This window comes from Saccharopolyspora hordei (assembly GCF_013410345.1).
GTDB lineage: Bacteria > Actinomycetota > Actinomycetes > Mycobacteriales > Pseudonocardiaceae > Saccharopolyspora > Saccharopolyspora hordei.
This window is the reverse complement of sequence record NZ_JACCFJ010000001.1, coordinates 2,291,776-2,303,329: the sequence shown is the minus strand read 5'-3', so window position 1 is coordinate 2,303,329 and position 11,554 is coordinate 2,291,776. Positions and strand designations below refer to the sequence as shown.

General features: G+C 71.8%; 9 protein-coding genes. 5 read left to right on the top strand and 4 right to left on the bottom strand.

Annotated features, from left to right (window positions below):
• Positions 1–8 precede the first annotated feature (8 nt).
• A complete protein-coding gene (locus tag HNR68_RS10765; protein WP_179720058.1) occupies positions 9–1,229 on the bottom strand; it encodes a sarcosine oxidase subunit beta family protein in 1,221 nt (406 codons plus the stop codon).
• Between the two features lie 95 nt (positions 1,230–1,324).
• On the opposite strand from HNR68_RS10765, the gene HNR68_RS10760 reads away from it, so the two are divergent.
• The 5 genes from HNR68_RS10760 (at position 1,325) to HNR68_RS10740 (ending at position 8,609) form a co-directional block, all read left to right on the top strand.
• A complete protein-coding gene (locus HNR68_RS10760) occupies positions 1,325–1,981 on the top strand; it encodes an FCD domain-containing protein (RefSeq protein ID WP_179720056.1) in 657 nt (218 codons plus the stop codon).
• A gap of 246 nt (positions 1,982–2,227) precedes the next feature.
• Positions 2,228–4,702, top strand: a complete 2,475-nt coding sequence (locus HNR68_RS10755) for a GcvT family protein (RefSeq protein ID WP_179720054.1) — start codon at positions 2,228–2,230, stop codon at positions 4,700–4,702.
• A gap of 101 nt (positions 4,703–4,803) precedes the next feature.
• Positions 4,804–5,997: a glycine cleavage T C-terminal barrel domain-containing protein gene (locus tag HNR68_RS10750; protein WP_179720052.1), complete on the top strand. Its 1,194-nt coding sequence runs from the start codon at positions 4,804–4,806 to the stop codon at positions 5,995–5,997.
• A gap of 75 nt (positions 5,998–6,072) precedes the next feature.
• Positions 6,073–6,915, top strand: coding sequence for a methylenetetrahydrofolate reductase (locus HNR68_RS10745; RefSeq protein ID WP_179720050.1), 843 nt, complete (start codon positions 6,073–6,075; stop codon positions 6,913–6,915).
• Positions 6,912–8,609 carry a formate--tetrahydrofolate ligase gene (locus HNR68_RS10740; protein ID WP_179720048.1) on the top strand — a complete coding sequence of 566 codons (1,698 nt, stop codon included), beginning with the start codon at positions 6,912–6,914 and terminating at the stop codon, positions 8,607–8,609. Before HNR68_RS10745 ends, HNR68_RS10740 begins: the two co-directional genes overlap by 4 nt.
• Positions 8,610–8,691: 82 nt before the next feature.
• Here HNR68_RS10740 and HNR68_RS26750 read toward each other — a convergent pair whose 3' ends face one another.
• From HNR68_RS26750 to HNR68_RS10725, 3 genes are all read right to left on the bottom strand, one after another.
• A complete protein-coding gene (locus HNR68_RS26750) occupies positions 8,692–8,913 on the bottom strand; it encodes a DUF397 domain-containing protein (RefSeq protein ID WP_343050060.1) in 222 nt (73 codons plus the stop codon).
• 189 nt (positions 8,914–9,102) lie between these two features.
• Complete coding sequence (locus HNR68_RS10730) at positions 9,103–9,561, bottom strand: DUF5753 domain-containing protein (protein WP_179720044.1); 459 nt, start codon at positions 9,559–9,561, stop codon at positions 9,103–9,105.
• Positions 9,562–11,120: 1,559 nt separating this feature from the next.
• Positions 11,121–11,534: a universal stress protein gene (locus tag HNR68_RS10725; RefSeq protein WP_179720042.1), complete on the bottom strand. Its 414-nt coding sequence runs from the start codon at positions 11,532–11,534 to the stop codon at positions 11,121–11,123.
• Positions 11,535–11,554 lie beyond the last annotated feature (20 nt).

Genomic DNA, 11,554 nt, shown 5'->3' with positions numbered 1-11,554 from the left:
GATCGCGGCTAGTGGGCGACGGCAGCGGCGCCGTGCTCGTCGATGAGCGCTCCGGTGGTGAACCGCTCGAGCCCGTAGGGCTCGGCGAGCGGGTGCGGTCGTCCGGTGGCGATGGTGTGCGCGTAGACCCAGCCGACGGCCGGGGTGGCCTTGAACCCGCCGGTCCCCCACCCGCAGTTGACGTAGAGGTCCTGGTACGGCGTCGGGCCGATGATCGGCGAGGCGTCCGGGGTGACGTCCACGGTGCCCGCCCAGGTCCGGATCACGTGCGCCCGCGCGAAGATCGGGAACAGCTCCAGGGCCGCGGCCATCTGCCGCTCGATGACGTGCACCGAACCCCGTTGGCCGTAACCGTTGTAGCTGTCGATGCCCGCGCCCAGCACCAGCTCGCCCTTGTGCGCCTGGCTGCAGTAGACGTGCACGTGGTTGGACATGACCACGCACGGGTGGACCGGCTCCAGCAGCTCGGACACCAGCGCTTGCAGCGGGTGGCTCTGCAGCGGCAGGCGCAGCCCGAGCTGGTCGGTGAGCAGCGTGGTGCGGCCGGCCGCGGCGAGCGCGACGCGCCCCGCGCCGATCGGGCCGCGCGAGGTGTGCACCCCGGTGACCCGGTCGCCGTCGAGCTGGAACCCGGTCACCTCGCAGCCCTGGACGAGGTCCACGCCCATCTCGTCGGCCTTGCGGGCCAGCGCCCAGGCCACGTGGTCGTGCTTGGCGATCCCACCGCGGCGCTGGTACGTCGCGCCCAGCACCGGGTACCGCACGTCCGGGGAGAGGTCGATGATCGGGCACAGCTCGGCGATCTCGGCGGGCTCGACCCACTCGGCGTCGACCCCGTTGAGCCGGTTGGCGAACACCCGCCGCCGCGAGTCGCGCACCTCCTGCTCGGTGTGCGCCAGGTTGAGCACCCCGCGCTGGCTGAGCAGGAAGTCGTGGTCCAGTTCGGCGGGCAGCTGCTCCCACAGCTCCAGCGCGTGGTCGTAGAGCGCGGCGCTCTCGTCGAAGAGGTAGTTGGAGCGGATGATCGTGGTGTTTCGGGCCATGTTGCCGCCGGCGAGCCAGCCGCGCTCGAGCACCGCGACGTCCCGGATCCCGTGGTTGCGGGCGAGGTAGTAGGCCGTCGCCAGGCCGTGACCACCGGACCCGACGATCACCACGTCGTAGTGCCGCTTCGGTTCGGGGTTGCGCCACAGCCTCGGCGGCGGGTCGGGCAAGCGGGTGGCAACCACGGTGGCCTCCAACGCGACGGGATTGACCAGGAGGAACAGCGGAGTCGAGGTGGTCGGACCACTGATATATCAGTGTGTCGAGTAGGCTACGAGACGTGCCCGCAGCCGTCAATTCCCGATCCGGCGGACAGCCGTCGCACGCCGAGCGCGCCTACCTGGCCTTGCGCGACCGGATCCTGACCCTGCAGATGCGGCCCGGCTCCCCCGTGCCCGAGGAGCCGTTGACCACCGAGCTCGGCATCGGCCGCACCGCGTTCCGCGAAGCCGTCAAGCGGCTCGAGGCCGAGTCGCTGGTGGTGATCTACCCGCGCCGCGGCACCTTCGTCACCGAGATCGACATCACCGACCACGCGCTGATCGCCGACGTGCGCCACCGGCTGGAGGGCCACGCCGCGCGCCGCGCCGCCGAGCGGGCCACCGACGCCGAGCGGTCCGAACTGGACGAGCTGCGGGTGCTGACCGAGGAGCTCGGCGACGACCGGGCGGAGATCATGGACGTCGACGCCCGGGTGCACCGCGCGATCTACCGCTGCACCCACAACCGGTACCTGGAGGGCACACTCGGCCAGTACTACAACCTGGCGCTGCGGATCTGGCACCTGTTCTTCGACCGCCTGCCGGACGTCTCCGAGCACGTCGGCGAGCACGCGGCACTGCTCAAGGCGATCATCGCCGCGGACGCCGACCGGGCCGACCGCATCGCGGTGGCCCACGTCGACCACTTCGAGAAGTCCATCAGGCGCGCCATCTGAGCCCGCACCGCCCGCGGACCACGGCGCTGACCGCCACCGCGCCGCGTCGCTTTCCCTTCCGGGGTAACGGGATCGGGCCCTCCGCGCACGTCGATCACCGCGCCGGGCGACCGCTCCCGGAGCGCCCGCGACCTCGGAAGATCCAGAGCCAAATTGACTCGGAAGTGTCCTTGACGCGCCAGCCCTCCGAAGCGCACGGTTGCGGTAGACGCAGGGGGTTGTCGTAGACGCAACAAGGCGGCAGCTATGGATTCCACCGCCCAAGTACTCCTCATCGGCGCCGGCATCGTGGGATGCAGCACCGCCTACCACCTCGCGCGCCTCGGGGTCACCGACGTGCTCGTGGTCGAGCAAGGTCCGCTGTTCGCCACCGGCGGCTCCAGTTCCCACGCGCCCGGACTGGTCTTCCAGACCAACGCCTCCGAGACGCTGAGCCGGCTCGCCGCCAGCACCGTCGAGACCTACGCCGGGCTGGAGCTCGACGGGCGCCCCTGCTTCCACCAGGTCGGCGGGATCGAGGTGGCCACGACGCCGGAGCGCTGGGACGACCTCAAGCGCAAGCTCGGCCTGGCCACCGCCTGGGGCATCCGCGGCGCCGAACTCCTCGACCCGCAGCAGGTCCGGGAGCGGATCCCGCAGATCGACGCGACGCGCATCCACGGCGGGCTGCACGTGCCCACCGACGGCATCGCCAAACCGGTGCGCGCCGCCGAGGCCATGGCGCGCGCGGCGACGCGGCTCGGCGTGCGGTTCGTCGGCGGCACCGAGGTGATCGGCTTCGACGTCCGGGGCGGCAAGGTCTGCGCCGTGCGCACCACCCGCGGGGACGTCGCGGTGGGGACCGTGCTGTGCTGCGCCGGGATCTGGGGCCCGAAGGTCGGGCGGATGGCCGGGGTGTCCATCCCGGTGCAACCGCTGGCCCACCAGTACGCGGTGACCGGGTCGGTGCCGGGCCTGGTGCCCGGTCGCGAGGAGGTCGCCCAACCCATCCTGCGGCACCAGGACCGGTCCATGTACTTCCGGCAGGTCCACGACCGCTACGGCATCGGCTCCTACCAGCACCGCCCGATGCCGGTGGCCAGCGACGAGATCCTGCCCACCGCGGCCCCCGGCGACGGCGCCGAGGCACCGTCCGAGGGCGGCGGCTGGAAGGGCATGGCGTCGGTGCTGACCTTCACCCCGGAGGACTTCGCCGGGCCGTGGGAGGACGCCCGCGCGCTGCTGCCCGCGCTGCGCCGCACCGAGGTCGCCGAGGGGATGAACGGGCTGTTCCTGTTCACCTCGGACGGCATGCCGGTGCTCGGCCCGTCCCGGGAGGTCGAGAACTTCTGGGTCGCCGAGGCGGTGTGGATCACCCACGCCGGCGGCGTCGGCAAGGTGATGGCGCAGTGGCTGACCGGGCAGGTGCCCGAGATCGACGTGCGGCAGGCCGACCTGCACCGCTTCGAGGCCTTCGCGCACAGTCCGTCCTACGTGGCCGAGCGCGGGGCGCAGAGCTTCCGCGAGGTCTACGACGTCATCCACCCGCAGCAGCCGCCGGAGCACCCGCGCCCGCTGCGCACCAGCCCGTTCCACGACCGGCAGCGCGAACTCGGCGCGGTGTTCCTGGAGGCGAACGGCTGGGAGCGGCCGCACTGGTACGAGAGCAACAAGTCCCTGGTCGAGGGCCGGGAGATCGTGCAGCCTGGCCCGTGGGCAGGGCGCTACTGGTCACCGATCGTGGGCGCCGAGCACCAGGCCACCCGGGAGCGGGTCGCGATGTACGACATGACCTCGCTGGCGAGGGCGGAAGTCACCGGACGTGGCGCGCTCGAGGTGCTGCAGCGGCTGACCACCAACCAGCTCGACCGGCCGCCGGGCTACGTGACCTACACGCTGGTGCTCGAACCCAACGCGGGGATCCGCTCCGACATCACGGTGGCCCGGCTGGACCGGGACACCTTCCAGGTCGGCTGCAACGGCCCGCGCGACATCGCGTGGCTGCGCGCGCACGCCGACGAGACCGTGCAGGTCCGCGACATCACCGGCGGCACCTGCTGCATCGGCCTGTGGGGCCCGCGCGCCCGTGACGTGCTCGCCGCGCTGGCCGACCGCGACGTCTCCAACGAGGCGTTCCGGTTCTTCCGCGCCCAGCGGTTGTTCGTCCGCGAGGTGCCGGTGGTCGCGCTGCGACTGTCCTATGTGGGCGAACTGGGGTGGGAGCTGTACACCTCCGCCGACTTCGGCCGGCGGCTGTGGGACCTGCTGGCCGAGGCGGGTGCCGAGCACGGCGTCTTCCCCGGCGGGCGCGGCGCGTTCAACGGGCTGCGCCTGGAGAAGGGCTACCGGGCCTGGGGGGTGGACATGTGGAGCGAGCACGATCCCGACGAGGCGGGACTCGGCTTCGCCGTCAAGACCGGCAAGGGCGACTTCATCGGCCGGGACGCGCTGCTGCGGCGCCGCGAGCGCGACCCGCTGCGGCGGTTGTGCTGCCTGACGATCGACGACGGCACCGTGGTGATGGGCTCCGAGCCGGTGTTCGCTGACGGCGTGCCCGTCGGGTTCACCACGAGCGCCGGCTACGGCCACAGCGTCGGCGCGAGCCTGGCCCACGCCTGGCTGCCCGCCGAACTGGCCCACCCGGGCACCTCCGTGCAGGTGTCCTACTTCGACCGGCGGCACCCGGCGACGGTCGCCGCCGACCCCGTGTTCGACCCCGAGATGACCCGGATGCGCTGCTGATCGCCGCGCGTCCCAGCGAACTGCACACGCCCGCCCGCGGAGGTCGACCCGCGGTGCGGGCTCCGCCTACCCACCGCCCGGACCCCTCGAAGGAGCCAGACATGAGCATCAACCCGAACCCCGGCGTCCTGCTCTACCCCAGGATCCGCAAGTCGCCGTTCTTCTACGCCTCGCGGCGGCACGGCGTCGGCCTGTACAGCGTGTACAACCACACCTACCACCCGCGGCACTACGGTGACCCCGTCGCCGAGTACTGGGCGCTGCTGGAAGGCGTGACGCTGTGGGACGTCGGCGTCGAGCGGCAGGTGGAGATCACCGGACCCGACGCGTTCGAGTTCACCAACATGCTCGTGCCGCGCGACCTCACCAAGTGCAAGGTCGGGCAGTGCAAGTACGTGTTCATCACCAACGAGGACGGCGGCATCATCAACGACCCGGTGCTGCTGCGGCTCGGCGAGAACCACTTCTGGTTGTCGCTGGCCGACAGCGACGTGCTGCTGTGGGCCCAGGGCCTGGCGCGGAACTCCGGGATGGACGTGCGGATCCGCGAGGCCGACGTGGGGCCGGTGCAGGTCCAGGGACCGAAGTCGCGGGACGTCATGGTGGACCTGTTCGGCGAGTCGATCCTCGACGTGCCCTACTACTACGCGGTGGAGCGCGAGCTGGACGGCATGCGGGTGGTGGTCTCGCGCACCGGCTACACCGCCGAGCTCGGCTACGAGATCTACCTGCACAACGCCAGCCGCGACGGCGTCACGCTGTGGGACGCGGTCTGGCAGGCGGGTGAACCGCACGGCATGCGGGTGATCGGACCGTGCCACATCCGCCGCATCGAGGCCGGGATCCTGTCGTGGGGCTGCGACATCACCTACGACACCAACCCGTTCGAGGTGGGCTACGGGTTCGAGAAGACCTGGATGGTCGACCTGGAGCAGGAGGCGGACTTCATCGGCAAAGCCGCGCTGCAGCGCATCAAGGCCGAGGGCGTCAGCCGCAAGCTGGTCGGCGTGGAGATCGGCGGGCCGAGCGTGGGGTCGTTCAACGACGGCCAGATGGTCGACGTCTTCGACGTGCACGACCCGCACGGCCTGCGCATCGGCGAGGTCACCTCGGCCTGCTACTCGCCGCGCCTGGAGCGCAACATCGGCTACGCGATGGTGCCGATCGCCTACCAGGAGCTGGGCACCGAGCTGGTGGTGCACACCCAGCACGGCCCGCAGGAGGCCGTCGTGGTGGAGAAGCCGTTCCTCGACCCGACCAAGGACATCCCCAAGGCCCTGGTCCGCACGGCGTAGGGAGCTGATCGACATGGCGTGCGCAGCAGCGGTCCGGAGCACGACCGCCCACCGACGGCGGGGCGGTGAGGTGCCATGACGACCAACGCCGGGCTGCTGGAGCAGTCCCTGAACCACGCCCGGTTCGAGGTGCTGCCGCTCCGGGGCGCCCTCGCGCAGGCGGAACTGCTTCCCGCGGGGACGACCGTCACCGTCACGGCCTCCTCGACCAAGGGCCTGGAGTCCACACTGGACCTCGCCGCCCAGTTGCAGGAGCGCGGCCTGCACGTGGTGCCGCACCTGGCGGCCCGGATGGTCGGCGGGCGCGGGCACCTGACCGAGCTGCTGGACCGCGTCGAAGGTCTCGGCATCACCGAGGTGTTCGTGGTGGCCGGCGACCGGACCGAACCGCTCGGGGAGTTCCCGGACGCGCTGGCGCTGCTGCGCGCGATGGACGAGCTCGGTCGCCGCCCGGCGCGGGTGGGCATCACCGGCTACCCCGAGCGGCACGCGTTCATCAGCGACGCCTCGACCGTGCGGGCCATGGCCGAGAAGTCCCGCTACTCCGACTACGTCGTCTCGCAGATCTGCTACGACCCGCAGACCGTGGCCGGCTGGGTGCGGGCGGTCCGCGCCCGCGGGGTGGACCTGCCGATCCACATCGGGGTGCCGGGGGTCGTGGACGCGCACCGGCTGCTCCGGATCTCGCTGAAGATCGGCCTCGGCGAGTCGATGCGCTTCCTGCGCAAGCAGCACGGCGTGGTGCCGAAGCTGCTCACCCGCTACACGCCCGAGGAGTTGTTCGACGAGCTCTCCCCCCACCTCGCCGACCCCTCCTACGGCATCGCGGGCTGGCACTTCTTCACCTTCAACGAGATCGCGAAGACGGTGCAGTGGCGCCACGACCTCATCGCCCGACTCCGGGAGGTACCCGCATGACGATCCCCTCCGACCTCGACATCTCCCGCGCCACCGCGCTCAAGCCGCTCGAGGACGTCGCGGCGCAGCTGGGCCTCGGGGCGCACCTGCTCGAACCGTACGGGCGCACCGTCGCGAAGATCTCCCTGGACGCGCTGGAGGAGCTGCCCGAGCGGCCGACCGCGCGCTACGTCGTGGTCTCGGCGATCACCCCGACCCCGCTGGGCGAGGGCAAGACGACCACGACCGTCGGGCTGGGCCAGGCGATGCGGCACCTCGGCAAGCGGTCCGCCATCGCGATCCGGCAGCCGTCGATGGGCCCGACGTTCGGCATCAAGGGCGGTGCGGCCGGCGGCGGGTACAGCCAGGTGGTGCCGATGGAGGCGCTGAACCTGCACCTCACCGGCGACATGCACGCGGTCACCTCGGCGCACAACCTGCTGGCCGCGATGCTGGACAACCACCTGCACAAGGGCAACGCGCTGGGCATCGACCCGCACCGGATCACCTGGCGGCGGGTGCTGGACGTCAACGACCGGGACCTGCGCACCATCGTCACCGGCTTGGGCGGCCGGGCGGACGGCACCCCGCGGCAGACCGGCTTCGACATCACCGCGGCCAGCGAGGTGATGGCGGTGCTGGCGCTGTCCACGTCGTTGCAGGACCTGCGGCGCCGGCTGGGGCGGATCGTGGTCGGCTACACCCACGACGGCGAGCCCGTCACCGCCGAGCAGCTGCGCGCGGCGGGGGCGATGGCGGTGATCATGCGCGAGGCGATCAAGCCAAACCTCATGCAGACCACCGAGAACACACCGGTCCTGGTGCACGCGGGGCCGTTCGGCAACATCGCGCACGGCAACTCCTCGGTGGTGGCCGACCGGATCGCCAGCCGCGGCGCGGACTACCTGGTGACGGAAGCGGGTTTCGGCGCGGACATGGGCGCCGAGCGGTTCTTCAACATCAAGTGCCGCACCTCCGGGCTGCGCCCCGACGCGGCGGTGCTGGTGGCGACGGTGCGCGCGCTGAAGGCGCACTCCGGGCGGTACGAGGTGGTGGCGGGCAAGCCGCTGCCGGCCGCGATGCTGGAGGAGAACCCGGACGACGTGCTCGCCGGTGCGGACAACTTGCGCAAGCAGATCGACAACATCCGCCTGCACGGGGTGCCGCCGGTGGTGGCGATCAACGCCTTCCCCACCGACCACCCCAGCGAGCACGACGCGATCCGCGAGGTGGCCGAGGCCGAGGGCGCGCGGGTGACGGTCAGCAACCACTTCCTGGAAGGCGGCAAGGGCGCGGTGGAGCTCGCCGAAGCGGTGGTGGCGGCGGCCGAGGAACCGAACGACTTCCAGCTGCTGTACCCGGATTCGGCGGACCTGCGCTCGAAGATCGAGACGATCGCCACCAAGGTCTACGGCGCGGCGGGCGTCTCCTACCAGCCGGCGGCGGCCCGCGCACTGGCCGACTACGAGGCCAACGGCTACGGCACCTTGCCGGTCTGCATCGCCAAGACCCACCTGTCGCTGAGCTCCGACCCCACCCTCCTGGGCGCCCCCACGGGCTGGACCCTCCCGGTCCGGGAGGTCCGCGCCTCGGTCGGCGCGGGCTTCATCTACCCGATCTGCGGCGATATGCGCACGATGCCGGGCCTGGGCTCCCACCCAGCGGCGGAATCCATCGACATCGACGACCGGGGCCAGATCACCGGCCTCAGCTGAGCGGTCCTCACGAGGTGACGGGCACGTCCCTCCAACCGGGTTGGCGGGAAGTGCCCGTCACTCACCGCCTGATCCAACGGGCTCAGCTCCGGTCGAAGCGCCCGGCCTTGACGGAGCCGAGGAAGCTCGCGAAGGCGCTCGGCGCGAGCACCAGCGCCGGCCCCGTCGGCGCCGTCGAGTCACGGACCGCGGTGAACCCCGTGGTCCTGCCGACCTCGACGCACTCCGAGCCTTGCGCGCTGCGGCTGCTCGTGCGCCACTGGATCGTCGTGCTCGACGGAACGGACGAAGCCCTCGAAAGCACCGGAGGAGACGCTGAGGACCGGCGCGACCCGCCCGACTTCGCATCACGGACGAGAGCCGAGTCAGGCACGTCCCTCTCTGCTTCGACACGAGCGTTCGCCTGACCGGACCGGCTCGCCTTCTTCCACACGGGTTCGGGGCGCATCGCACCACTCCTCCGCGCGTCGCTCGTGTTCGCGCGCGAGGCTGCTCAGCAGCTCTGAAGAACGATCCTCGGAGAGCGCCCGTGCCTGCACCGAGGCGAAGAGCCGCGCCAGTTCGGCCACCTCGCGGAGATCGTCGATGACGTGCCCGCCGAGCGCCGTGTCGCTGTGAGCACGTCGCTCTGGGTGGGGTCCGGGAACCGCAACACCAAGATCGGGCCGTGGATCCCCTCGTGCGCACCGGAGTCGAACGGCAGCACCCGGATGTGCACCGACGGGCGCTGGGCGATCTCGACGAGCTGGCGCAGCTGCTCAGCCATCACGGCCCTCGAACCGACAACACGGTGCCGCGCTTCCTCAGCGATCACGGTGTGGAGCACCAACCCGCCGCCTGCGTTCAGCCGGTCCTGCCGCTCCAGCCGCACATCGACCCAGTTCTGCAGCCCATCCTCGGTCAACGTCAGGCGGCCGACCTCGTGCACGGCCCGTGCACACGCCTCGGTCATCGCGGAACCGTCCGACGTGGACCGGGCACGCGCGCACCGGGTGTTCACACCGCACCCACCGGAGCCGGCGAACCCCGGAGTGCCGCAACGGATTCCTGACCCGTGCAGCGTTGGTGGCCCCGGCCCGGCGCTGGCCGACTCCCTCCCCGACACCCAGCACCGGGTCTTCCCGGCCGGGCGGGCGATGCCCCCTCGCCCCGCCCGGCCACTCCCACGTCAGCGACCGGTCGCGCGTGCGAGCCTCACTCCAGCGGTCGTTCACAGGCCGATGCCCAGGCCGCTGCCCGGCAACCGGTGTCGTCGAGGAACTGGCTCGTCACGGTCTCCGCGCGGCTGCTCGGGCTGCGGCCGCACCTCCTCGCGAGCGCGGACGGGGAGCTGCGCGGTTCGGCCACCCGGCCGGTGTGGGACGCACTCCGGTCGGTCCACCGCTCCCCTCCCCGCTCCGGTGTCCTGGTCGACCAGTTCCGACCCGGGCGGGCGGTGCGGACCTGCAGCGGGTCGGCAGCCGTTCTCCGGGCGGGGAGCGCACCGCCGACCCGGGTCGTCTCCAGGTGCACCCGGCTGCTGCCACCGGACCAGCTCCCCGAGGCCGGGTTGGCACGGAGCCTGCTGGCCGGGGCCAGCGTCGTGCCGTGCTCCCGGGAGCACGGCGGCGCGCCAGCCGGCAGCGGGGACGGCCGTGGGAAGGCCGCCACCGAACCCGGTGGCCGGCCCGTGCGGTTCGGGACGGTCGTCGGCCGCGCGCGCCGGGCTCGGCGCGTCGCACCCGTCCGCGCACGCCTCGGGGTCCGTCGGCGCCACCGGAGCGGGCGTCACAGCCGGGAAAGCGGCGAGCACCACTGCGGTCATGACCAAGGTCCGGATCGCTGCACCCATGCGTCCTCCCTGCCGTGCCTCGGAGCGGCTGGGGGCAGCCGCGCCACCCCCAACACTCGTGAGAGGCACGGCCCAGTTCACCGCTCGGCCAGTCGAGTGAGCCACCTCGCACACACCCAGGCGCGAGGCCCCGAGCCCGAGGTCACCGCGCGGATCGGCTCGTGAGCGGCGAAACCGGCTAGGAGCGGCGTGAGCACTCACGACCCAGCTCGGGAGCCAGCGGACGCAGCACCACGCGCACCACCAGCTCGTGAGTGCGGGGACCGGCTGCAGGCGGCTTCAGCACTCACGACCCACCGAGGCGGGCAGAAGGACACCGTCCCCGCGGACCGCCGTCGGCTCGTGAGTGCGAGGACCGGCTCCAGGCGGCTTCAGCACTCACGACCCCGGGCAGGCGGAACCGGGGGCGCGTGCACGAGACCGCGCCCACCGGTCCGATCGGATGAGGTCGTTCGAGATGACGGGCATCCCCGCCAACCGGGTGGGCAGGACCCTTTCACCTCTCAGTCGATCGGGTGGTGCAGCGTCAGGTCGTGAGTGCGGGGACCGGCTGCAGGCGGCTTCAGCACTCACGACCCACCGAGGCGGGCAGAAGGACAGCGTCCCCGCGGACCGGCGCCAGGTCGTGAGTGCGAGGACCGGCTGCAGGCGGCTTCGGCGCTCACGAGGCCGTGCGGTCGTCAGCGGACGACGACGACCGGGCAGGCTGCGTGGTGCACGAGCTTGAGCGCCACCGAGCCGACCATCATGCCGGCGAACGCGCCGTGGCCCTTGTTTCCCACCACCAGCAGGTCCGCCTGCTTGGACAGGGCGACCATCTCGTTGACCACGTGACCGCGGATGAGTCGCGCGCGCAGGTCCACCTTCGGGAACTCGGACTTGATCCTCTCCACCGCGCCGTCCAGCAGCGTGCGCGCCCGCTGCTCCAGCTCCTTGTCCGGGGTCGGCAGCCGGTACCCGAACTGCACGGGCTGGTGCCAGATCATGGCCGCGTGCACGATGCCGCCGACATCGCTGACGTGCTTGGCGGCCCAGCGCAACGCCCGGACCGACTCCTCTGATCCGTCCACTCCGACAAGGACGGTCTGCGGCATCGCGGGCTCCTCCCGTCGAG